Annotated in this window: 21 protein-coding genes; 16 read left to right on the top strand and 5 right to left on the bottom strand. The window is 45.0% G+C overall.

Annotation, left to right across the window (positions count from 1 at the left end; genetic code table 11):
- Positions 1–31 precede the first annotated feature (31 nt).
- The 6 genes from V1U08_RS02615 to cyoE all read left to right on the top strand — a co-directional run bounded on the left by V1U08_RS02615 (position 32) and on the right by cyoE (position 6,076).
- Complete coding sequence (locus V1U08_RS02615; protein WP_330469837.1) at positions 32–790, top strand: SDR family oxidoreductase; 759 nt, start codon at positions 32–34, stop codon at positions 788–790.
- A gap of 584 nt (positions 791–1,374) precedes the next feature.
- The gene (gene cyoA / locus V1U08_RS02610) at positions 1,375–2,256 is read left to right on the top strand and encodes a ubiquinol oxidase subunit II (RefSeq protein WP_330469836.1); all 882 of its coding nucleotides are present in this window, start codon (positions 1,375–1,377) and stop codon (positions 2,254–2,256) included.
- A gap of 5 nt (positions 2,257–2,261) precedes the next feature.
- Positions 2,262–4,298, top strand: coding sequence for a cytochrome o ubiquinol oxidase subunit I (cyoB, locus tag V1U08_RS02605; RefSeq protein ID WP_014234376.1), 2,037 nt, complete (start codon positions 2,262–2,264; stop codon positions 4,296–4,298).
- On the top strand, positions 4,288–4,890 hold the full coding sequence (gene cyoC / locus V1U08_RS02600; protein ID WP_014234375.1) for a cytochrome o ubiquinol oxidase subunit III: 603 nt from the start codon (positions 4,288–4,290) through the stop codon (positions 4,888–4,890). The genes cyoB and cyoC overlap by 11 nt, the downstream gene beginning before the upstream one ends.
- The gene (gene cyoD, locus V1U08_RS02595) at positions 4,890–5,201 is read left to right on the top strand and encodes a cytochrome o ubiquinol oxidase subunit IV (RefSeq protein ID WP_014234374.1); all 312 of its coding nucleotides are present in this window, start codon (positions 4,890–4,892) and stop codon (positions 5,199–5,201) included. Before cyoC ends, cyoD begins: the two co-directional genes overlap by 1 nt.
- The gene (gene cyoE, locus V1U08_RS02590; RefSeq protein WP_196769743.1) at positions 5,162–6,076 is read left to right on the top strand and encodes a heme o synthase; all 915 of its coding nucleotides are present in this window, start codon (positions 5,162–5,164) and stop codon (positions 6,074–6,076) included. The genes cyoD and cyoE overlap by 40 nt, the downstream gene beginning before the upstream one ends.
- Before the next feature lie 111 nt (positions 6,077–6,187).
- Here cyoE and V1U08_RS02585 read toward each other — a convergent pair whose 3' ends face one another.
- Entirely contained in the window at positions 6,188–7,231 is a 1,044-nt protein-coding gene (locus V1U08_RS02585) for an alkene reductase (RefSeq protein WP_243978329.1), read from the bottom strand.
- Positions 7,232–7,396: 165 nt separating this feature from the next.
- Here V1U08_RS02585 and V1U08_RS02580 point away from each other — a divergent pair, with 165 nt between their 5' ends.
- Complete coding sequence (locus V1U08_RS02580; RefSeq protein ID WP_065298493.1) at positions 7,397–8,002, top strand: TetR/AcrR family transcriptional regulator; 606 nt, start codon at positions 7,397–7,399, stop codon at positions 8,000–8,002.
- Between the two features lie 85 nt (positions 8,003–8,087).
- On the opposite strand, the gene V1U08_RS02575 is transcribed toward V1U08_RS02580, so the two are convergent.
- Both V1U08_RS02575 and V1U08_RS02570 read right to left on the bottom strand, forming a co-directional pair.
- The gene (locus V1U08_RS02575; RefSeq protein WP_330469835.1) at positions 8,088–9,419 is read right to left on the bottom strand and encodes a basic amino acid/polyamine antiporter; all 1,332 of its coding nucleotides are present in this window, start codon (positions 9,417–9,419) and stop codon (positions 8,088–8,090) included.
- Between the two features lie 7 nt (positions 9,420–9,426).
- Positions 9,427–10,335, bottom strand: coding sequence for a homocysteine S-methyltransferase family protein (locus V1U08_RS02570; protein WP_329353505.1), 909 nt, complete (start codon positions 10,333–10,335; stop codon positions 9,427–9,429).
- A gap of 322 nt (positions 10,336–10,657) precedes the next feature.
- Here V1U08_RS02570 and V1U08_RS02565 point away from each other — a divergent pair, with 322 nt between their 5' ends.
- The 4 genes from V1U08_RS02565 (at position 10,658) to V1U08_RS02550 (ending at position 14,431) form a co-directional block, all read left to right on the top strand.
- Positions 10,658–11,482: a hypothetical protein gene (locus V1U08_RS02565; protein WP_330469834.1), complete on the top strand. Its 825-nt coding sequence runs from the start codon at positions 10,658–10,660 to the stop codon at positions 11,480–11,482.
- Complete coding sequence (locus tag V1U08_RS02560; RefSeq protein ID WP_330469833.1) at positions 11,482–12,603, top strand: hypothetical protein; 1,122 nt, start codon at positions 11,482–11,484, stop codon at positions 12,601–12,603. The genes V1U08_RS02565 and V1U08_RS02560 overlap by 1 nt, the downstream gene beginning before the upstream one ends.
- 164 nt (positions 12,604–12,767) lie before the next feature.
- Positions 12,768–13,769: a 5'/3'-nucleotidase SurE gene (locus V1U08_RS02555; RefSeq protein ID WP_330469832.1), complete on the top strand. Its 1,002-nt coding sequence runs from the start codon at positions 12,768–12,770 to the stop codon at positions 13,767–13,769.
- Positions 13,770–13,780: 11 nt separating this feature from the next.
- Positions 13,781–14,431, top strand: coding sequence for a hypothetical protein (locus V1U08_RS02550; protein WP_330469831.1), 651 nt, complete (start codon positions 13,781–13,783; stop codon positions 14,429–14,431).
- A gap of 91 nt (positions 14,432–14,522) precedes the next feature.
- Here the strand turns inward: V1U08_RS02550 and katG are convergent, their stop codons facing one another.
- On the bottom strand, positions 14,523–16,697 hold the full coding sequence (gene katG, locus V1U08_RS02545) for a catalase/peroxidase HPI (RefSeq protein ID WP_239951842.1): 2,175 nt from the start codon (positions 16,695–16,697) through the stop codon (positions 14,523–14,525).
- Positions 16,698–17,181: 484 nt separating this feature from the next.
- Entirely contained in the window at positions 17,182–18,696 is a 1,515-nt protein-coding gene (locus V1U08_RS02540; protein ID WP_330469830.1) for a vanadium-dependent haloperoxidase, read from the bottom strand.
- 730 nt (positions 18,697–19,426) lie between these two features.
- Between V1U08_RS02540 and V1U08_RS02535 the strand changes: the two genes are divergently transcribed.
- From V1U08_RS02535 to artM, 5 genes are all read left to right on the top strand, one after another.
- Complete coding sequence (locus V1U08_RS02535; RefSeq protein ID WP_330469829.1) at positions 19,427–20,812, top strand: FAD-binding oxidoreductase; 1,386 nt, start codon at positions 19,427–19,429, stop codon at positions 20,810–20,812.
- Positions 20,813–21,222: 410 nt separating this feature from the next.
- Positions 21,223–21,951, top strand: coding sequence for an arginine ABC transporter ATP-binding protein ArtP (artP, locus tag V1U08_RS02530; RefSeq protein WP_014234361.1), 729 nt, complete (start codon positions 21,223–21,225; stop codon positions 21,949–21,951).
- A 99-nt stretch (positions 21,952–22,050) separates the two neighbouring features.
- The gene (locus V1U08_RS02525) at positions 22,051–22,782 is read left to right on the top strand and encodes a lysine/arginine/ornithine ABC transporter substrate-binding protein (protein WP_263839429.1); all 732 of its coding nucleotides are present in this window, start codon (positions 22,051–22,053) and stop codon (positions 22,780–22,782) included.
- A gap of 1 nt (position 22,783) precedes the next feature.
- Positions 22,784–23,473, top strand: a complete 690-nt coding sequence (artQ, locus tag V1U08_RS02520; protein WP_330469828.1) for an arginine ABC transporter permease ArtQ — start codon at positions 22,784–22,786, stop codon at positions 23,471–23,473.
- The gene (gene artM, locus V1U08_RS02515) at positions 23,470–24,138 is read left to right on the top strand and encodes an arginine ABC transporter permease ArtM (RefSeq protein ID WP_020335984.1); all 669 of its coding nucleotides are present in this window, start codon (positions 23,470–23,472) and stop codon (positions 24,136–24,138) included. Before artQ ends, artM begins: the two co-directional genes overlap by 4 nt.
- The last annotated feature ends 166 nt before the right edge of the window (positions 24,139–24,304 follow it).

Below are 24,304 nucleotides of genomic sequence, written 5' to 3'. Positions count from 1 at the left end.
CGGAAAAGTTACAAAACGTTGGAGTATCGTAATGGATTTAAGAAACAGTGTTATCGCTATTACTGGCGCGGGGCAGGGGCTCGGGCAGATGACGGCGATTGTTCTTGCTCGTGCGGGCGCTGACTTGGCTCTGCTTGATATCAATGAAGCTGGATTGCGAGACACTCAACAGCAATGCCAGATGTTGAGTGCTAAGGCGCTCACTTACCAATTAGATGTCACCAATGAACAGGACGTTGAACAGACGTTCAGTGACATTATTCAAGATTTTGGTCGGCTTAACGGGCTCGTTAACAATGCAGGCGTATTAAAAGATGGCTTGTTGGTTAAAATGAAAGAGGGTGCTATCTCCAAGATGCCATTAGAACAGTTCAATCTGGTCATGAATGTAAACGTAACTGGTACTTTCCTTTGTGGTCGAGAGGCTGCAGTGAAAATGATAGAAACTGAATCTAGTGGTGTGATCATCAACATTTCAAGTGTTGCGCGTGCAGGAAACATCGGCCAAACCAATTATTCTGCTTCCAAAGCGGCGGTCGCAACCATGGCCACCACCTGGTCACGCGAGTTAGCCAAATATTGTATCCGTGCGGCGGCAATTGCGCCGGGTGTCGTACACACCCCTATGGCTGGGAATATGAAACCGGAAGTAATAGAACGTCTGGAAAAAATGATTCCAGTCGGAAGAATGGCAAAGGCGGAAGAAATCGCACAGTCAGTGAAGTATATCTTTGAAAATGAGTACTTTACAGGGAGAGTGCTAGAAATTGATGGTGGTCTGAGGATGTAACCGAACGAATAAATTTTAGGGGTTTAACTAACTAATTTTAAAGATATTTTCTTTCCATTTTGAGTGTGACTGGGTATGTAACCAACGATTCATAAACCAACTGAATACTATGTGTATTAGATAGTTTTTAAGCAAATACCATGTAAAAAATGTGTGAAACCAGTAAATTGATCTATGTCACATTTTGTGTCCTAGGTTTTTAGTGATTATGATGTCAGTTTTGAGTGATTAACTCGTCAATAGCCAACGTTTATTATTTCCATTTAAGCTACAGCCCTTCAGGCATAAAGGCTTCTAATTCTTATTTAAGCTGCTTCGCTGAGAATTCCCTTTCTTTACTTTCTGTTGATAAATGAAATGTTAGTTTCCAGATATGGCTCGTGAGCTTTAACTGCGAAGTCCTCATAATGCGGCCGAATGTAACATTGTATTTCAAAGTGTAACAATAAACTCACACTGGTTGTGGGGTTTTAATTGCGTTTTGACGTCCAATGTCGCATACGCTCAACACATAAACATTCTAATGACTATAACAACTGGTTCTGGGCATTTGCTTAGAAACCAGACAACCATCGAGAAAGTTAATGGAAGCCTCAAGATACACACGCATCTTATCGAGAGGGAGTCTGGCGTCCGTCATACTTTTGCTCTCAGGATGTAATTCTGCTTTGCTTGACCCCAAAGGTGCTATTGGTGTCCAGGAAAAAGAGCTGATCATCACTGCTCTTTTGCTGATGTTGATCGTCGTGATCCCCGTGATTCTTATGACGATTTACTTCGCCTATCGATACCGCGCAAGTAACACTCATGAAGAGTACGCCCCTGAGTGGTCGCACTCGACCAAAATCGAAGTGGTGGTATGGACTATTCCAATCATCATTATTGCGATTCTAGCCGCTATCACATGGCGTTCTACTCACGAACTGGAGCCATCTAAGCCTCTGGAAAGTGACGTAAAACCGATAACGATAGAGGTCGTTGCGCTAGATTGGAAATGGCTGTTCATCTACCCGGAAGAAAATATCGCGACGGTTAACTACGTAGCGTTTCCAAAAGATGTGCCAGTTCAGTTCAAATTGACGTCCGACAACATCATGAACGCGTTCTTCATTCCTCGTTTAGGTAGTCAGATTTACGCCATGCCAGGCATGGTAACCAAGCTAAACCTGATTGCTAACCACGAAGGTGACTTCAAGGGCTTTGCGTCGAACTTCAGTGGGGAAGGCTTCTCACAAATGAAGTTCACTGCGTCAGCTATGCCTGATCGCGCTGCATTCCTGAATTGGGTGCAGAAAGTTAAAGCGAGTCCAGACCGCATTGAAGACTGGGTACAGTACAGGACGCTAGCTGAACCTAGTATCGCTGAGCCGGTGACCTTGTTCTCAAGTGTACCTCCGTTTCTGTTCAGCAACGTCGTGACTCAGCATCCTGGTTCTATGAACTGTTTGCCTGAAAACCAAGGATAATCGCAATGTTTGGAAGATTAACTCTGGATTCAATTCCATTCCATGAACCTATTATCGTCATCACCCTAGCGGTAGTGGCTTTAGTCGGTTTAGCCGTGGTTTACGCGGTGACTAAAGCTGGAAAGTGGCAGTATTTGTGGAATGAATGGTTTACTTCGGTAGACCACAAAAAACTAGGCTTTATGTACATCGCGGTTGCGATGGTAATGCTTATTCGTGGTTTCGCTGACGCGGTAATGATGCGTAGTCAGCAGCTACTTTCGTCTGCGGGTGAGGCGGGTTACCTGCCACCAGAACACTATGACCAAATTTTTACGGCCCACGGCGTGATCATGATTTTCTTCGTCGCAATGCCATTGGTTATTGGTCTGATGAACATCATCGTTCCGCTGCAAATTGGCGCACGTGACGTGGCTTTCCCGTACCTAAATAACCTAAGCTTCTGGCTGTTTATCGTTGGTGTTATCCTGACGAACATGTCGCTAGGTCTTGGTGAGTTTGGCCGTACTGGTTGGTTGGCTTATCCGCCATTATCAGGTATCGAAGCAAGTCCTGGAGTCGGCGTTGATTACTGGATTTGGGCGCTGCAAATTTCAGGTGTTGGTACAACGCTAACAGGTGTGAACTTCTTCGCGACGATCCTGCGCATGCGTACGCCTTCAATGCCAATGATGAAAATGCCTGTTTTCACTTGGGCATCTCTGTGTGCAAACATCCTAATCATCATTTCATTCCCAATCCTGACGGTAACTATCGCGCTACTAACGCTGGATAGATATCTGGGCATGCACTTCTTTACCAATGATCTTGGCGGCAACGTAATGATGTACGTCAACCTGATTTGGGCATGGGGTCACCCAGAAGTGTACATTCTGATCCTGCCGATCTTCGGTGTGTTCTCAGAAGTGACGGCGACATTCTCTCGCAAGAAGCTATTTGGTTACACCTCGCTGGTATGGGCAACGATTGTAATTACAATTCTCGCGTTCGTTGTTTGGCTACACCACTTCTTCACAATGGGTTCTGGTGCGAACGTCAATGCCTTCTTTGGTATCGCCACGATGATCATTTCTATCCCGACCGGGGTTAAGATTTTCAACTGGCTATTCACCATGTACAAAGGGCGTATTCGCTTTACAACGCCAATGTTGTGGACGGTTGGCTTCCTGATCACCTTTACCGTTGGTGGTATGACGGGTGTATTGATGGCGGTACCGGGTGCGGACTTCGTTCTGCATAACTCAGTATTCCTGATTGCACACTTCCACAACGTAATTATCGGTGGTGTGGTATTTGGTTGTTTCGCTGCGATCACTTACTGGTTCCCGAAAGCGACAGGTTTCACCATGAATGAAGCTTGGGGCAAACGTGCGTTCTATCTTTGGATCATTGGTTTCTTGATGGCGTTCCTACCGCTATACGCGTTGGGCTTTATGGGTATGACTCGTCGTATCAGCCAAGAAATCAACCCAGAATTCTTCCCACTATTGGCGGTTGCTGCCGCGGGTACAGTCGTCATTGCTCTGGGTGTATTGTCTCAATTCATCCAAATTTACGTCAGTATTCGTGACCGCGAGCAAAACCGTGATCTTACTGGTGACCCGTGGGATGGCCGTACTCTTGAGTGGGCAACGTCTTCACCACCACCGTTCTACAACTTTGCACACCTTCCAAAAGGTGATGTGCTGGATTCATTCTGGTACGAGAAACAAAGTGGTGAGTTTGATCCAACTAAGGAAGTGGAATACGAGCGTATTCACATGCCTAAGAACACGCCAACAGGCATTTATGTGTCAGCTTGGTCACTGCTATTCGGCTTTGGCATGATTTGGTACATCTGGTGGTTAGCTGGCTTGAGTCTGGTAGCTATCGTCGTAACTTGTATCAAACACAGTTACAACGAAGATGTGGACTACTACGTTGAAGTTGAAGAAATCAAAGCGATTGAAGCAGCACGACGTGCACAGCTTGAAGAAGCGAAGAAAGGTTCTGTGAAAGATAACGAAAGCAAAGATGATCTGGAGGTGACGTATGCAAACTAATGTCGCTGCTCATCATGACCATGATCACCACCATGACACGAATGGCAATAAGCTGTTTGGTTTCTGGGTTTACCTGATGAGCGACTGTGTATTGTTCGCAACTTTGTTTGCAACGTACGCAGTACTTTCCAGCAACTCGATTGCAGGTCCAACAGGTAAAGACATTTTCGAATTGCCTTTCGTGTTCGTTGAAACCATGTTGCTGCTATTCAGTAGTATCACGTTTGGTTTTGGCATGATTGCGATGAAACGTAATGATGTTGCTGGCCTTAAGCGCTGGCTGCAAATTACTTTTGCGCTGGGTCTTGGCTTCATCTGCATGGAAGTATACGAGTTCCATCACTTGATTGCTGAAGGTTACGGCCCTCAGGAAAGTGCGTTTCTCTCTGCGTTCTTTACATTGGTAGGTACGCACGGCTTGCACGTGTCATTTGGTCTGATTTGGTTGGCAGTGGCTTATCACCAACTGTCTACCAAAGGCCTGAACGATAACATGGCGATGCGTTTTAACTGCTTGAGCCTGTTCTGGCACTTCCTGGATATTGTTTGGATCTGTGTCTTTACCATCGTTTACTTACTGGGGGTAATGTAATGGGACAACATATTGAAACAAGTGCATCTGATTACGTTAAAGGCTTCGTTGCGTCGCTTATTCTAACGGTGATTCCATTCTACTTTGTTTGGGCGCAATCTCTGCCACAGGCAACGACATACGCGGTTCTGTTTGGCTGTGCATTGGTTCAGATCTTTGTGCACTTCAAATACTTCCTGCATATGGAAGCGAAGACAGATGATGGTCGCTGGAATCTGGTTTCACTGATGTTTACTGCCATTGTTGTGCTTATTCTGATCGCAGGTTCGATCTGGATTATTTACAACATGAACGTCAACATGAAGTTGTAGGCCAAGGTATGCTGAAAAGTTATTTGTCTATCACCAAACCGGGCATTATTTTCGGCAACCTGATTTCTGTTGCGGCGGGGTTTTTCCTCGCCGCAAAAACAGAACCTGCTAGCCTGACGTTGTTTCTGACAACGTTGGCTGGTGTGGGGCTTGTCATTGCTTCAGGTTGCGTGGTGAACAATATTTTTGATCGCGATATCGATCAAAAGATGGCGCGTACTCAGAACCGTGAGCTAGCGAAAGGAAACATCAATATAGATGTCGCGTTTGTCTATGCTTTGGTTTTGCTTTTGGTTGGAACGGGCTTACTGTTTCAACTCGCCAATCCACTTTCTGCCGTTGTTGTCCTGCTCGGTTATGTGTATTACGTGTTCTTTTACACCATGTGGTACAAGCGTAACTCGGTTTACGGCACTTTAGTCGGCAGTATTTCCGGTGCTGTTCCGCCATTAGTTGGCTATCTGGCAGTGACAAACTTCATTAGCTTAGAAGCCATTTTGCTGTTCACTATGTTCTGCCTGTGGCAAATGCCGCACTCGTACGCGATTGCCATGTTCCGCATGCAAGACTACCGAGAAGCGGGCATTCCTGTACTGCCTGTTAAAGAAGGCATCCATAAAGCCCATCGTCATATGAAAGCGTACGTGGTGGCCTTTGGTGCTGTTTCATTGGGACTCTTTTTGCTCGGTGAAGCAGGGTATGAATACCTGGCTGTCGCAGCCGTTGTTTGCTTTATGTGGACAAAAGTGACTTTCCGCAGCATTGACGATGAAAACTACGTTGCGTGGTCGAAGTCGGTGTTTAAAGTCTCTTTGCTGGTGGTAATGGGAATCAGTGGAGTGCTAGGGGTAGAGTTACTTCCGTTGGCGATTTAGACGTCAGACGCCAATTCACATAGGAAGAAATCCGTACTTCGGCTATCTTTTTACTCCATCAAAAAACGGCTCACAAGGAGCCGTTTTTAATATCTAGCTTAATTTAAAGCACTAAACCAGCGTTTCCAGCATCGCTGCATCGTATTCGACAAGTTCTTTGTTTTCCTGAACTCGGTTTACGTAGTCTGGGTTGGCGATGAATTGACGACCAATGGCAACCAAATCAAATTTATTCGCTTGGATTGCTTCTGCGCCAGTTTCTGCGGTATAGCCACCCACACCCATCAACGTCTTTGAGTAAGTCTCACGCAGGTATTGCGATACGCGGCCACCAAGGAAGTCAAATTCTACGCTGTCATCAAACATACCTTCGTGCAAGTAAGCCAAGTTACGCTTTTCTACTTCTGGCAGGAAGTAATCAAACACCTGACGGTCGCGAGGGTCAGCTTCTATATGCATGTAACCAGCAGGGGACACGCGCAAGCCAACAAGTTCTGAACCGATACGGGCAACAACGGCATCTATCACTTCAAGTGGGAAACGGGACATGTTTTCTGGTGTTTCACCGTATTCATCTGTTCGATGGTTTGTATCGAAGTGTAGGAACTGATCCAGTAGGTAACCATTGGCAGCGTGGATCTCTACTCCATCAAATCCTGCATCAATCGCGTTTTGTGCCGCCTGTGCGTAGTCTTCTACTAACTGAGCAATCTCTTCGTGAGTGGCTGGTTTTGGCACGGTGTAAACGAGTTCGCGCATACGAGGAACGGTGCCATCAAATGCGACCGCAGAAGGCGCTAATACGTACTCTCCACCAAAGAAGTGCGGGTGAGCGACACGACCAGTATGCCAAAGCTGGGCAAAGATCTTACCGCCGTTCGCGTGCACTGCGTCGGTGACTTTTTTCCAACCTTCAATTTGTGCTTGGGTAAAAAGCCCCGGCGTATTCGGGTAACCCTGACCGTCTGCACGAATAATGGTTGCTTCGGAAATGATCAAACCTGCATCTGCACGTTTCGCGTAGTAATCCACCATTGCATCATTAGGCACCAGATCATCGTCTGCCATACAGCGCGTGAGTGGCGCCATTGCAATTTTGTTTTTCAGTGTAATTTTGTCGTTGAGTTTATACGCTTCGAATAATGTTGTTGTCATGAGCATGCTCCTAATGAACGCTAGGGTAATATGCTAACCCTTTTTTGAATGATCATTCAAGATGTTTTTTGAACGCTCATTCAAATAGCTTGTTAAACCTTGTTAACCCCAGTAAACTTAGGGTGTTTGTAAGGTTATAGAGCCCAGCTAGTTGAGAAATGTCAGATGAGAAATGCCGAATTCGACCGAGAATATGTTTTAAGCTCAGCGATGAATGAGTTCATTGCTAAGGGCTACAATAAAACCAGCATGCAAGATTTGAAGCGTGCGACTGGGCTGCATCCGGGCTCTATTTATTGCGCATTTGAGAACAAAAGAGGCCTATTGCTCGCTTCTCTTGACCATTACACGACGACGAAATCTCAGGCTTTTGAGCAGTTCTTCAACGACCCTAAACAGATTCTGTCAGGCTTTGAACGTTATCTTCATGACATTATCGAGTTCAGCGAATGTGAAAGCGGTAAAGGCTGTTTATTGCAAAAGGCGTTGAGTGAGCTTGATCAGCAAGATGAAGAGATCGAAGCCATCATTTGTAACATGCTTGAGCAATGGAAACTCAGTATTCAATCCAAGCTAGAGTTAGCAAAAGAGAATGAAGAAATTGCACCAGGGACCGATTGCGAGTTGTTAAGTGATTTTCTGGTGATGAATATTTACGGGTTGCGGGCGTTTGCCAGTACGAGACCGACTGAAGCACGTCTGGGCCAACTCGTCGACAAAATCATGCAGAGTCTGAAGAGCAGCTGTGTGGATGGAAAAGCAGTGGCCTAAGTATTGCGGTTCGAGATTCGAGAAAGGATGGCTGTGATGCCATCCTTTTTTATAGCGAGCGACGTTTTTATCGTTAATATCGTTTTTATGCCGAGGTCGGGTTCAATCGATGTTGACGTCGGCTGTACACGTATAACGCAATTCCTGGAATATAAAGAATCGCTGAAAGTAATAGTGTATCGACACCAGCCGCATAAACCAGCCAAATGCCATAAATACTGGCTCCAAAGCCAATCAATTTTAACTGCAAGCGAGCGTTAGTCTGGATGGATAACTTAAGCAGATACGCGCCAACCAAGAAATAGGGTATCAAAATCATTGACGTCGAAATCAAAACGAGTGTGTTATAACCTTCTCCCGTAAGCATCACGAGTATTAAACACAGTTGCACCGTTAAACTGGTTAGTAACAGCGAGTTTTTCGGGGTGTCGTTATCGTTAGATTTCGCAAAGAACTTAGGAAACGCACCGTATTTAGCCGCGGTGTAAGGGACTTCGGCAGAATACAAAATCCAGCTTAAGTACGACGCCAGCACCGATACAATTAAACCAATACTGATCACCGCTTTACCCCACGAACCAGTCATCGTAGCCATCAGCCCAGCCATCGAAGGATTCGATATCGTGGCGATCTCTGCACGAGAAGCAATTCCGAGTGACATAAGAGAAATCAAAACGTACAAGATTAAGGCGGCGATAACACCAAGGTAAGTTGCGCGGCCTATGTCTTTTCGGTTTTTTGCTCGTCCCGACAAAATTACAGCACCTTCAATACCAGTAAACACCCACAGTGTAATTAGCATCGTACCTTTCACTTGCTCTATAAAAGGTTGTTGTAATGTTTCTCCTTGTGGATCGATATGAAAAGTATCGGTATCAAAGAAGTAGTACGCTGCGCAGACAAAGAGGATTAGCGGCACACTCTTAGCCAACGTCGCCAGCAGATTAATGAAGGCGGCTTGCGTGACTCCTCTTAGGATCAAACTGTGAACTGACCACAGCACGAGGGACTCGCAGATGAAGGCATAGATGGTTGTACCATCACCAAATAACGTGAAGTTTGGGGTATCTACAAAAGCGCCGAGCGCAGCAAAGGCAACGACAAGGTAGCCAACAACACCGATAGTTGCACACAACCAATAGCCCCATGCAGAAAGGAAACCTGCGAGATCACCAAACCCTTCTCTGGCATAGGCATAGATGCCGCCGTCCAAATCTGGCTTAAGGCGAGATAGGTGAAGAAAGCAACCTGCCAGAAGCAGAATGCCGACACCAGTAATCGTCCAGCCGACGATCATCGCATTGAGTCCGGCTACCTCTGCCATGTTTTGCGGTAGGCTGAATATTCCTGCACCAACCATTGAACTAAAGACTAACGCTGTCAATGCGGTTAAGCCAATTCGATTTCCTTGCGACATATTTAACCTAACCTTTGAAATGCTGACTTAGCTTAGCAATGTGTTCGGGCCCGATACCACAGCAACCACCGATGATAGACGCGCCAGATTGACGCCATTTTTCTGCCCAAATCAGGTAAGCATCAGGGCTTAAGTCGTCACGAATTTCATCGAGACCATCATTAGCCGTTGCATCTTTTGGTTGCGGAGGAAACGCATTCGCGTAAACACCAAGGCGGATGTGAGATAAACCGATTTCCTCTAGTGTACGCACTGAAACTTGTAATGCTTCCTCTACGATTTCTGGTTGGCAACAGTTAAACAAAATGGCGCTTACCCCAGCTTGTGCCATGGTTGTGACCGCCTGTTGTACCGTCTCACCGGAGCGCAGACATGGCTCGTCTGTAGGCTCAGAATCCTCCAGTGTAAACGAGACCCAAAATGGTTTCGCTTCTGAAGTTAACTCGTCTACCAGTGCCTTCACTGCCACAGATTCGGCAATTAAGCTTTGCGTTTCCGCGAGCCAGAAATCGACCGAATCTGACAAGCCGAGAATTAATGGAGTCGCTAAGTCACGTACGTGTTCCCGATCGTACAGGTCTGGTCGGTATGAGCCGAATAGAGGAGGAAGTGAACCCGCGACTTTAGCCCCAGTACCTTGCGCCGCTTCCTTTGCTACTTGGCCAGAAAGCGCAGCGAGTGATTGTCCTGCTTCTTTGAAGCGCGCTTCTCCAATATGAAATGGCACCAATGCGTAACTGTTAGTTGTAATGACCTGAGCACCGCTTTGAATGTAGTCAGTGTGTACATCTTTAACGATTTCAGGCGCTTCGATCATAGCAAGCGCAGACCACTCCGGCTGACGAAAAGGCGCACCACGACGATTTAATTCTCGTCCCATACCACCATCAAGAATCAACATCGTATTTGTTTTCATTTTTCTTACACCTTTAAATAGAAATCTAGCCGTTTGGATGGCTAAAATTAAATGAGAACGTTACCAATTTCAACCGTTAATTGTTAGTTTGTTCATATTCGCTATTAAGTGATTAGGTTTTGAACAGCTCAACTTGTCCATGAGCTATAGAGGCGATGCTTGTGAGCGAGTAGCTGAGTTGAGTTACTTCTTGTATGTTCGTATACATCAGATGAATCAAATATTGCGTGAATAGCTATTCAATTGAATCGTGCGCATTGTCATATCGGCGTAATAACAATTAAGTAAATTCTTCACAAAAATGAAGGAACGAATCATCGTTATGAACGACGTGCTAACGCGGCTATGGAACCACAATCACGCACCATGGATCTTTAAGATAGGTTGTCTTTTATTGATAACCTCACTTCTCTTGGTTGTTCAATCGCTCCGTGCTGAATTACCGCCAGTTACATCATTTAACCAGTTATCCTGTTCGGAACTCGATCAGAACTATCAACCTGTTTCTGATCGTTACCAATTGGATATACTCATTCCTGCTCACGCTATGGCATTACCGTTGCTATCAAAATTATGTGAAGACCCGGAATTTAATGGTCAGTATTCGGATATCGTGGTGCATTGGCTTCCTCGCAGACAGGTGACGCCGCAAACCATTTATAGTCAAAAATTTGATGTGATGTGGGCGAGGGAATACCAACTTTCCGGCTTGAGCCCCGATTACGCCAATTATTACGACAAACTGCTCAGCCTGTCTGGTTATGATGTGTTGTGGTTTGCTAATCAACCGATTGATGATCAGTTTCTAAAGACCCATCGAATAGGTTTACTGAACGATACCTTTAGCCGTTCGGGCTACCAGCTTCCGGTAAAACAGTTAACGTCGCTCTCTATTGATGTGCGCTCTTCTCTGGTGACTTTATATCCAACGCGTAAAGCAATGATTGACGCCTTCAAGAAAGGAGAGGTTGACGTGATTTCGGGGACCAATCATAGCTCGATAAACCAATCAGAACTGGAGGTACATACATCGGTGATTGCCAATGGTGTTTCTGCAGGTGGATGGTTTGTTTCTCATTCGTGGGTGCGCTTGTCAGATGAGATGCTCCGTCAACGGTTAGCTCAAGCGTTAGGAGAGATAGGATAATGACTTTGAAAGTGATAGCGCAGGACAACTGGAAATTGTTGGCCGGGCTGACGTTATTTTATTTGATGGTGTCCTTAGTCAGTGGTGCGTTTTTTACCCAATACCGTTATTCGAAATTTGTGAATCAAGACTTAATGTCTGCGCGCAGTCATATTTGGCTTGATGGTGCGGAAATGGGTGAGCGTCCAGAAACACAACGTATTTTCAAATTGAAAAGCCAGCTGTTGTTGGATCAGGTTAGTTGGTACAACCCAATACAAATTTTTAGCGAGTGTCATACTGCCGCGCCGTCTTTGTCTCCTGAAGACAACTACTCTCTGAGACTACCATTAACATTTTCTCTCGATTTATCCGCAGACCAAACTGGCGACTTAATCGATATAAACTGTCAATTGCAAGGCGAGAACTGGCTTTTTACCTCTATTTTGTGCGCCGCTTTGTCGATCCTATTTATCTCTTTTCAGCCTCGTCCACTTAATACAGATGACCTGAAACTGCTTAAGCGATTACTGCAAATTGGCGGAACCAGTGTTGATCAAAAGCGTTGGAAGCAAGCTATTGAGAAATTTCGTGAAACAAATCCAGACAAGGGCATTAATGAAGATTACCTCAGACGAGTTCTCGAAACCAAAGCGGAAAAGTTTCAATCTGTAGAAGAGAGATTCAGGTTGCTTGAACAGGCATCTAAGCCACTCACGTTGTCGTTTTTAGTCAATAGTGGGAATGTCGAAGTGCGTGTCAATGATGTCATGATCCCAATGTCTACTACACCGGCAATTTACTGGCTATGGTACGCGAAAAAGCGCATGACGCATTCTAATGACGGTTGGGTATTGAATCCGCCAAGTAACCGACCTTCTCAGTCACTGGCTGCGGAGCTGATTACATTGATGGAAAATTATGGTGGTCACGGAAGAGCAATCAGTGAACTCAAGCAGAACGGATTAAAGGCAAAAACGCTCGACCAAAATCGCAATAAAATTAAAGATGCATTGGTTAATAGTTTAGGAGAAAGCTTTATTGAACAATTTGGCTTTGAAAGTGATAAACAAGAAGACAATACGCAATCAATTTATCGTTTGAAGATATCTCCAAATGATATTTCAATAAATGAAATTTGATTTATCTTATTGAAACTAATGGATAATATTTTATAGATATCTCTAAACTGTAATCAGATATATTTGTAACAGAAGCTTCATCATTTTTCGTCAAAGTAGCTGCCACTGAGTTCGGACAAGGTGTCTGAATGGAAACTGAAAGCAGTGAAATAAACGGAAATATTATGAACAAATTATCAAAACTTTGCCTTGCGATGGCGGTGGGCTCTTCATGTGTAATTTCAGCAAATGCACTTGCGTTGAATATCGTTTTAACCAACGACGATAGCTGGGAAACAACCAACATCCAACTGTTGAAATCAGCATTAGAGGAAGCAGGCCACGATGTGATCATGTCTGCACCTTGTACGGGGCAAAGTGGTAAAGGTGGCGCAATGAGTCACTACCGCCCAGTGTCGATTGATGAATCCCAGGCTGGAGAGCAGGAATTTTGTGTCGGTGATACAGATACGAGTGTTGCATTTAAAGATTATGTCGAAGGGACACCAGTCATGGCGGCGATTTACGGTATCGATATCGCGGCGAAGAATGTCTGGGGACAAGATCCAGATCTCGTCATCTCAGGTCCTAATGAAGGTAACAACTTGGGCTTTATGAACAACAACTCTGGAACGCTAGGTGCAACAATGGCAGCCTTGAGCCGAGGTATTCCTGCGATTGCAATTAGTGCTCATCATAATACTTCAAGTGACGCCGAACAGTCTCAGCTTGTAGCTAATGTTGTCGTTGATATTGTGGCTCAGCTCGTTGCTAGCCAGTCATCGGGAGCACCACTTTTACCTGCCTATACGGGATTAAACTTGAACACGCCAGAAGACATGAACAACCACCTGGGATACAAGTTTACCGACGTAGGTTGGAACGCGGGGGCAGAGTTTGCATTTAGTGAAGATCTTTCGCAGCAAAGCACCGCAGTCTACTACATGATGAAACGCCTAATGGAAGAGGGAATGGACTCTAGCGAAGCGCAAGTTGAAGCGGTGGCTTTACTAAAAGACAAAAAAGGACTCGCATTTAACATGGGTGATGCCGGCGATACTAATCAGAACTCTGAGGGTGTTGCTGTAAAACAAGGGTACATTACTATCAGTACCATTGACGGTAACGTTCAAGCGGCGCGCGGTAAAGTGGCATTGGTAGAACAACGTCTTGTTGGCTTGGAATAGGAGCGACAAGAATGAATCGACACAATACTTTGTTTGTTACTTTATTATCGGTTTTCGCTCTGTGGGGATGTAATAGCGACAGTGATGACAACAGGCAAGCGCATGTGGAAAGTGGTGTTTACTCAGGCGTTATTTGGGCGGATGACGCCTCTCCAGATGGTGCGCAGGTCGTTATACAAGAGGGAGTGGAGCCACAACTTACGCTTTGGGATGCGAGAGAACATCAAACTTCGTACCTAGGGGCTCTAAGCAATGATCAAATTACGTTTTTAACCGCTTCCGTTAACTGTGAAATGAGCGGTACTAACTTAACTTGTAATAATGCTAATGGTTCTTCCGTTTTATTACCCATCACCAAAGAGAGCGCTGACCTGAGCAATTATGCTGGCACTTATCAGGCAAGATACTCTGACGGACTGTATCAAATGTCGATTGATGAATCGGGGGCAATCGCGTTAACTGGATCTGCGTGTAGCAGTGAAGGTTCGCTTTTTACTTCGGCAGGATTAGAAAGCGTAATCATGATGGAACTGCTTGATGCGCAATGCATTCAGATTGGAAATGTAAATATTGCGACGCTTGAAGTGGATAATGATTCTTTGGTTAGTATCAACGTTCAAACAGATAGTGATGAGTTCCCACAAGTCTGGGTTAAACTGTAATAGATTTACAGTGTAAACAAAAAGCCGCTAAAAATAGCGGCTTTTGATTTAATACGCACCAAAGTGCATTTCCAGTGTATGTGGCTCGTTATTAAACCAAATCGAATCGGTCTGCGTTCATGACTTTCGTCCAAGCCGAGATAAAGTCTTTTACGAACTTCTCTTGATTGTCATCTTGAGCGTACACTTCAGCATAAGAACGCAAGATGGAGTTTGACCCAAAGACTAAGTCTACGCGCGTTGCTGTCCATTTCGCTTCACCTGTTTTACGGTCACAAATATCGTAAGAGTTGCGGCCAGTTGGTTTCCATGTGTACGACATGTCCGTTAGGTTTACGAAGAAGTCATTGGTCAGCGCACCTACACGGTCAGTAAACACACCATGTTGAGTACCGCCGTGGTTAGTACCAAGTACACGCATACCACCTAGTAGTACCGTCATTTCTGGACCGGTCAGACCAAGCAGCTGTGCACGGTCTAGCAGCATTTCCTCTGGTTTAACGGCATAATGCTGTTTCTGCCAGTTTCGGAATCCGTCAGCCACTGGTTCAAGGACATCGAATGACTCAACATCGGTTTGCTCAGCCGTAGCATCGCCGCGACCAGGTGTAAATGGCACTGTAACGTCAAAACCTGCCGCTTTAATTGCTTGTTCAAGCCCGACATTACCAGCAAGCACGATAGTATCCGCCACGCTGACACCAGATTCATCTGCAATCTTAGTTAGTACATCAAGTACGCGAGCCAGACGTTGTGGTTCGTTGCCTTCCCATGCGTTTTGTGGAGCTAAGCGTATGCGTGCGCCGTTAGCACCACCTCGAAGATCCGAGTGTCGGAATGTACGTGCACTGTCCCAAGCGGTTGAAACCAAATCAGAAACGCTTAAGTCCGTTGCTGCTATTTTTGCCTTTACTGCGTTTGCGTCGTAGTTGGTCGTGCCAGCAGGGATTGGATCTTGCCAGATAAGATCTTCGGCTGGTACATCTGGGCCAATATAACGCGCTTTAGGGCCTAAATCGCGGTGCGTCAGCTTAAACCAGGCTCTCGCGAATACTTCGTTAAAGTACTCTTGGTCTTGGTAGAAGCGCTCAGAAATCTTGCGATACTCAGGGTCAACCTTCAAAGCCATATCGGCATCTGTCATCATTGGGTTGTAACGAATTGACGGATCTTCAACATCGACTGGCTTATCTTCTTCTGCGATATCTACAGGCTCGTATTGCCAAGCGCCGGCAGGGCTTTTGGTTAGTTGCCACTCATGTTCTAGTAGCATTTTGAAATAGCCGTTGTCCCATTGAGTCGGATGGCTTGTCCAAGCGCCTTCAACGCCACTGGTTACGGTGTCACGGCCAATGCCGCGAGATTTGTGGTTATTCCAACCAAGACCTTGCTCTTCAATGTCGGCACCTTCAGGGTCTGGACCTAAGTTTGCCGCGTCGCCATTACCGTGAGCTTTACCAACCGTGTGACCACCTGCCGTTAAAGCGACGGTCTCTTCATCATTCATCGCCATACGTGCAAAGGTGACACGCATGTCGGCTGCGGTTTTAAGAGGGTCTGGATTACCGTCTACACCTTCCGGGTTCACATAGATCAAACCCATCATCACTGCTGCCAGAGGGTTTTCAAGGTCACGTTCGCCAGAGTAACGGGTACCTTCGCCACCACTTGGCGCTAACCATTCTTTTTCGGAACCCCAGTATATGTCTTTTTCCGGATGCCAGATATCTTCTCGGCCAAAGGCAAATCCAAAGGTTTTAAGACCCATAGATTCATATGCCATGTTACCCGCAAGAAGCATTAAATCTGCCCAGCTTATTTTGTTGCCGTATTTTTTCTTAATTGGCCACAACAAGCGACGAGCCTTATCTAAGTTACCGTTGTCTGGCCAAGAGTTAAGTGGCGCAAAGCGTTGGTTACCGGTTGAACCACCCCCGCGACCATCAGTGGTGCGGTAGCTACCAGCAGAGTGCCACGCCATACGAATCATTAAGCCGCCGTAGTGTCCCCAGTCCGCTGGCCACCACTCTTGGCTGTCCGTCATTAGCGCTTTCACATCATTTTTTAAGGCTTCAACGTCAAGTGATTTAAGTGCTTCACGGTAGTCGAAGTCTTCACCAAGTGGGTTTGTTTTTTTATCGTGCTGATGGAGAATGTCTAAGTTAAGCGCGTTCGGCCACCATTCCATCACGGTCGAACCGGTGGAAGTCATGCCACCATGCATTACCGGGCACTTTCCTGCTGAGTTATTATCGCTGTTGTTCATAGGGTGTCCTTTTAGCAGTGAAATATTATTTTTTCTTAAACAGAAAATGTAAGTGTTTTATCACTGTTTGATTATCTGTTTAGAAGTTAATGTTTATACATCTCAGTAACTTGTAATTGATAATAGTAAGGAACCTGAGATTTATCATATCACTTAGACCGATTAATTTAATAAGCTAAGCCTATCAATCTCTCGCAGGAGTTTTTGGCTCCGCTGGACGTTATGAACCTTTATTTTTAGATAAAACCTTATTTAGATTAGATGCTTAAAAGGGAGTGTAGGTCATGCTCTACAGCAGGATATTAGTCTTGAAAGAAGAGGTGTTTAATCGGAAATAGAAAAGTAATAGTGGGTATTTGAAATGTTAGTAATAGTACTCGTGAAGCAATAAACTCGCCTTTTAAAAATGATCTTAAGTCATATATAAAAGGCGAGTGTAAACGTTTTTTATGATTAATAGCTATTATCAGTGTCTAAACTTATATTATTGTGCCGTCCCATTTATGTAAGTTTTTAACCAATCGTAGGCTGCTGAACCAATAGGATCTCCGATCGATTGACCAGCCGGAATGGAGTCATAAAAGTGGACCCCAGCCCATAAACGACTTAACCCACACTTATCAGAGAATTCGTCCCAAGTACTCCAACCCAAAACGGTGTGCGATTGCGGAGTTACCCCTGGTTCAATTAGAGATGTTCCCGATTGCTTATCTAGGACTTCAAACTGTTCAGGCAAGAATCCAGGTTGCCAGAAACTTAGATCGTTAGCAGCTTCGTAAGGAAGGCCTAACTCTTCTTGTAAGTAGCGCTTGGTCGAAGTGGCATGAGCGCGGCAAAAACTGGCACTGGCTGAAGGGTATTCTGGGTGATTTGCGGATTGTAAATATGGTCGCCATTCACTGCCTTTAAGATCGCTTACTGTACCCATTCCAGGGCCACCCCAAGCGGTAATGTTGTCGTTCTTATACAGATAGCCAATCGCTGAAAATGGCCTGACGGCGTCGTATTTTCGCTTATTGTCCCAAACTGTTATCCCTGCATCGAAGGCTGCGACGTTCACCAGGTAATCAAGCTGAACAAATTGTTCTAGTGATAGGTGGTGATAGAAAGTCGAGGCTAGGGTTGAATAACCCAAGCTAATGATTTTATTGTCATAAAACTCCGAAAATAACTTTTGTTCATCAGTTAAGTCTGCTTGTGCTTCTAATACTTCATTGGCTTGCTCGATATAGTCCGGAAATGCTTTGCCACTTGGATTTATGGCATAAGATCTTGTTGGTTTAGGCACAGTTATGGTTGGTTTGTCGTAACTAAAAGGTTGGGTGCTGCCTAATTGAGGGGTGACAAATTGTTGGGAGAAAAAGATGCCGCTACCAGATGTGAGTGTATCTGGCTGCCATCGTCTAGGGTCGGTTAATTTTTCTGCGGTGTTAACTGGTCGATAGCCTGTGCAATCAGCGTACGGCTTTGGATAATATTGGTTACAGTCGGTTCCTAACTGGTTCATACCATCATCTACACGAGCTGCCACAACGGCGTTACCTGCAAGGTTACCCACGCCTATCGCTGTGTTCGCATCAAGTGTATTGTCATCTGGGTCGAGCCCCACAGTGAGCAGCATGGCATCCCAGTCCGAAGCAAATTGTGGCATTAAGCTATTGAGCACTTTATGGCTGGCGTACATGATTGCGATGTTTCTTGCTGAATCACTGTCTCCTGCGTTAAGTCGACCTAAGTCGGAATGTACACCAATCGCGGTATCACTATAAGGTGCAATAGCGTCAAACCAAGCTGCAGTTATTAGTGTGGTCGTTCTTAATATTAGTGGAGCATCACCGGGAGATACCGTTGACAACAATCTTGGCACTGCCGCTTCTATAACCGTTGCGGGTGCGCATATAGGAAAATTCTCCGGGCAGTCAAAGGCATAAGAAACGCCAGAGACTGAAAGCAAGAGGGTGCCGGTGGCTAACTTTAAAGAAAGTGGTTTAAGTTTCATGCTTGATATCCTATCTAATCCAAGTATTGGATGCTTAAAACATCGGGTTAATACTGCGAACTAAAATCCAATCATTATTTTCTTAATATAAATTAGGTTTATTGTTCTAATTTATATGCGATTTAATCCTCCGTTTGGGTAATATAAAATCTATGAATGTCTTATGGCTAAGCAATTAAATCGTAATATGAACGCCTCGATTTCATCCGTTTAATTTTATTTATGGGAGGGTTATCACCAATCTTGAAAGGGTTTCTGGCTCTTTTTGTGGAATTGGATAAGCAATAAAACTGATATCAATCTTAGTAATTAGTTAGTGATTTCTTTTTGTTAAGTGATTGTATAAGCGATATATTTTCATTTTATTGATTTAAATATCAGTAATGAGACGCTTTTTCATAACTATCTCAATGAATTGCTCATACACTTTAAGCGTTTTAAAAACTGTATCACCCCGAATCTATTGTTGGAGCTCGGGTTCCAAGGTAGACAAGTAAATTAGACGATTAAACCTAATTACAGTGACCTGATTAAACTCGAAAATACTGTTTTCCTTATCTTGCCTACTTTAGAAAATGGACGATCTACTTTTTAGCAATATATTGAGGTTTAAGAAGCAGATTATTGTAACTGGATAATAGCTACTCTAAATAAACGTTTAAGTATGAGGAGCTTGGGTGTCTTATTCAATACTCGCAAGTGCTCATGCAAAACGTATGAGGCAACTTGTATGAAAAGTATCGAAAGCGCTAAGGTCGAAGACTTTATAAAACATTTCGGTGGTGAGGCTATTTTACCTGATGATGCGTCTTATGATGAGGTTCGTAAAATTTGGAACGGCATGATAGACCGCAAGCCCGGTATGATCGCTCGCTGTAAATCGGCGGAAGATGTTGTGTTGTCAGTGAATTTCGCTAGAGAAAACAACTTGCTCGTCTCTGTTCGAGGAGGAGGGCACAACATTGCTGGTAATGCCGTGTGTGATGATGGTTTGATGATAGACTTAACTCTTCTTAACGAGGTTCAGGTCTATCCGTCAGCACAAAAGGCGATTGTCGGACCCGGTTGTACCCTTGGTGACATCGATGCGAAGACACAAAATTATGGTCTGGCCACTCCTGTAGGTATTAATTCTACGACGGGTATTGCTGGTTTAACGCTAGGTGGCGGCTTTGGCTGGCTAAGTCGTAAATATGGTATGACGATTGATAGCTTGGTATCTGCGAACGTGGTGACAGCAGATGGGCGTCAATTGCTTGCTAGTGAGACAGAAAATCAAGATTTATTCTGGGCACTTCGGGGGGGCGGTGGTAACTTTGGCATCGTTACTCAGTTTGAGTTCCAGCTTCACCCTGTTGGTCCTGATGTACTTAGCGGCCTGATCGTATTCCCATTTAGTCAAGCCAAGTCCGTCATTAGTCAATTCGCTCAATTCACGAAAACCGCTCCAGAAGAACTCAGTGTTTGGATGGTTAGCCGCAAAGCGCCACCTTTACCTTTTTTGCCTGAAGAGGTTCATGGTAAAGAGGTCGTCGTTCTTGCCATTTGTTATGCGGGAGATCCTTCCGAGGGTGAAAAGCTGATCGAACCGCTTCGGTCGTTTGGTGATGCTCATGGTGAGCACATCGGTGTACAACCTTTTGCCGCATGGCAGCAAGCCTTTGATCCACTTTTAACGCCGGGTGCACGTAATTATTGGAAATCGCATAACTTTACCGAGCTCAGCGAAGGGGTGATAGACGCTGCTATCGAATACGCAGGGAAATTACCGTCACCTCAATGTGAGATTTTTATCGCCTCTCTAGGCTGTGCCGCTTCCCGCCCTGCGCCTGAATCGATGGCGTATTCTTGTCGTGATGCTGAGTACGTTCTTAATGTCCACGGGCGCTGGGATGCCGCGGAGGATGATGAAAAATGCATTACTTGGGCGCGTGATTTCTTCACGAAAACCAGACCTTTTGCCAGTGGCGGTGCTTACATCAACTTCCTGACTCAGGACGAGTCGGAACGCACCGAGTCTGCTTATGGCCCAACGTACGCACGTCTTCAGGAAATAAAGAAAAAGTATGATCCGAATAACTTGTTCAGAATGAATCAGAATATTCCTCCGCAATAATATTTGGTTTCGAATATGTCTAACTCGTTCTGATTCAATGTCCTGATAGCTCAAGGAATTGCGCTATTAGAACCTTGGCTGACTGCAGCGGCACGTCTCATTACTAAAGGTTCCCCCATTACTGTTTATGAATTTATCCAAGTGGTGGGGGACACCACGGCGAGTAAATCGCAATCCAATCCACAGGTTAACTCCTGCACTTAATCACGTCTCAACTCTTCGTTTTTGATGCACTTTATTATTTACTCGGCTCCGTAATTTATTTACTCATCAAACCAGTCATATGCTCTGTGATGCTGTAATTTACACATACAAAAATTTAACAAAATATATTTTTATACATATATATTGCATAAAATACACTTATTGGTAATATTAACGCCCGATGACAATTAATGCGGTATGACAGCATGAGTATTCAGGTTTGCGGGATCAACAAATCCTACGGTGATACACAAGTTCTTCACGATGTCAGTTTTAATTGTGAAAGCGGTGAAACATTGGTGTTATTAGGCCCAAGCGGCGCAGGGAAAAGCTCTCTACTGCGCGTTCTCAACCTTTTAGAAGGTGCAGATAATGGCCAGTTAAACATCGCGAATGACGCTTTCGACTTTTCAACTGAAATTAAAGAAAAGCATGGTTTAGCGCTTCGCCGTAAAGTCGGTATGGTGTTCCAGCAATACAACCTTTGGCCTCATATGACGGTGATGGAGAACTTGATTGAAGCACCAGTCAAAGTCTCTGGCATGGCAAAAGATGAAGCTAAACAGCAGGCGATGCAGATTTTAGCGACCTTACATTTGGCCGATAAAGCGGATGCTTGGCCAATGCAGCTATCCGGTGGTCAACAGCAGCGAGTTGCGATAGCACGTGCTTTGATGATGAAACCAGAAGTTCTTTTGTTTGATGAGCCAACGGCTGCGCTTGATCCTGAGATTACTAACCAAGTAGTTAAGATCATTAAAGATTTAAGTGGCACGGGCATTACTCAGGTTGTGGTGACACACGAAGTGGATTTTGCCAAAAAGATTGCCAGCCATGTTTTGTACCTTGAGAAAGGGCATATTGTTGAGCATGGTACAAACGACGCCTTTACCAATCCGCAGACGACTCAGTTTGCTGATTACTTAAAACACTAAAAATGTATACCCATAAAAGGGTGTAACTATAAACAACCTTCACAGATGAACGGCTGTCATTGCGAGTGTCAGCCCAAGACGTACACACGGAGTATTGCAATGAAAAAGATTTTACTAGCTTCACTAATCGGCCTTATTTCTGCAAATGCAGCAGCTCAAGAAGAAATCAAATTCGCGATGGAAGCGACGTACGCACCATTCGAATACATGGATGAAAATAACCAAATTCAAGGCTTCGATGTGGATCTTGCGAACGCACTTTGTAAAGAAATGGAAACAAAATGTAGCTTCTACAACCAGGCTTTTGACAGCTTGATTCCTGCATTAAAATTCAAACGTTACGATGCGGCTATCTCAGCGATGGACATCACTGATGCGCGTTTAGAGCAAGTAAACTTTTCTGATTCGTACTACGACAACTCAGCTGCATTCGTTTCTGTGAAAGGCAAAGTTGCGGATAAAACTCAGTTAGAAGGCAAGCGTGTCGGTGTACAAAATGGTACAACTCACCAAACATACCTGCTTGAGCAGCTTCCTGGTGTGACTGCGGTTCCTTATGCAAGCTACCAAGACGCATTCATCGATATGAAAAACGGCCGTATTGATTCTGTTTTCGGTGATACAGCCGTTGTCGCTGAATGGTTCAAGAAAGAAGATAACCTAACTTACGTTGGCGAACGTGTAACGAATGCGAAGTACTTCGGTAACGGTTTTGGTATCGCGGTAAACAAAGACAATGAAGAACTTGTAAACAAACTGAATACTGCGCTTAAAACCGTAAAAGCAAACGGTCAATATGACGTGATCTTCAACAAGTACTTCGGTAACTAATATGGTGTTAACGGGTTACTCTTTATCGCTTGTGCAAGCTAGTTGGATGACAGTCCAGTTAGCTTTTACAAGTCTGTTAGTCGGTTTGATTCTGGCAGTGTTATTCGCCAGCGGTGAAATGTCTCGTCGTATATTCGTGAAATGGCCAACAACAGCCTTTGTCACGGTGATTCGCGGATTGCCAGAGCTTCTTGTTGTGTTGTTCATCTATTTTGGCTCAACACAGGTTCTGTTTTTGATCACCGGTGACTTTATTGAAGTTAGCCCGTTTCTGTCTGGTGTGATTGCGCTGTCATTGATCTTCGCCTCTTACGCTTCTCAGACGTTGCGTGGCGCTCTCAAAGCGGTCGGAAAAGGGCAGAGAGAAGCAGCGAGCGCGCTGGGGATCGGTCCGATTCACGCCTTTGTGCGTATTGCTTTGCCCCAAGCGGTAAGGCACGCGCTACCAGGACTCACTAACCAATGGTTGGTGTTGCTCAAAGATACCGCATTGGTTTCTCTGATTGGTGTGACGGACCTTCTTAAGCAAGCTCAGCTTACATCTGCTGCGACACACGAGGCGTTTACTTGGTACGCGACAGCGGCTGCCGTTTATTTGGTGATTACTTTGATAACACAACGAGCGGTGAAGCTAATCGATAATAAGTTTTCGGTTAAAGGAATCAGCATGGGTCAGGAGGCTACCGCATGAACGAACAACACGTTTGGCAATTGCTTGAAGGTCTTGGCACCAGCATCCAACTGACCGCAGCGTCGTTGGTTGTTGGCTGTATCCTTGCGTTATTGATGACACTAACGTTGATTCTGCGTACGCCAGGCTTGCATTGGTTGAGTCGAGGCATCATTACCTTGTTTACGGGAACACCACTGTTGGTACAGATTTTTCTGGTCTACTACGGCCCAGGGCAATTTGATGTCATCAGGGAGAGCTTCTTGTGGTCATGGCTAAGCCAGCCATGGTTCTGTGCCATGTTCGCTTTAGCGTTGAATACCGCGTCATACAGTACTCAGTTGTTTAAAGGTGCTTTCAACGCAATTCCATCAGGCCAGTGGCAAGCTTGTCGTGCGCTCGGCATGAATAAGTCGACTACGTTAAAAGTGTTGCTTCCGTATGCGATTCGCCGCGCGGTTCCGGCATACTCCAATGAAGTGATCTTGGTCTTCAAGGGGACCTCTCTCGCGAGCACCATCACCATCATGGATCTTATGGGGTACGCGCAGCGTATCAACGCTCAAACTTACGATACGCTTACCGTATTTGGTGTTGCTGGTGCATTCTACTTAACGGTCAACGGCATTCTGACGCTGATTTTCCGTCAGGTAGAGAAGAAAGCTTTGGCATTCGAAGCTGCATAACACGCTATTACAAAACGCCATTCAATTTTAAATGCCTCTATTCACGGACTCTCGAATAGGGGCATTTTTTTGTTTCTCATCCTGTAGAAAAACAAATGCTACTTGCCATTTAAAGCGATCGCTTCCCGATGATCTTTAGCTGGGCAATCTTTATTCCTATCCCCAA

It is taken from the genome of Vibrio sp. YYF0003, assembly GCF_036350715.1.
Classification (GTDB): domain Bacteria; phylum Pseudomonadota; class Gammaproteobacteria; order Enterobacterales; family Vibrionaceae; genus Vibrio; species Vibrio natriegens.
This window is presented reverse-complemented; position numbering and strand designations above follow the sequence as displayed.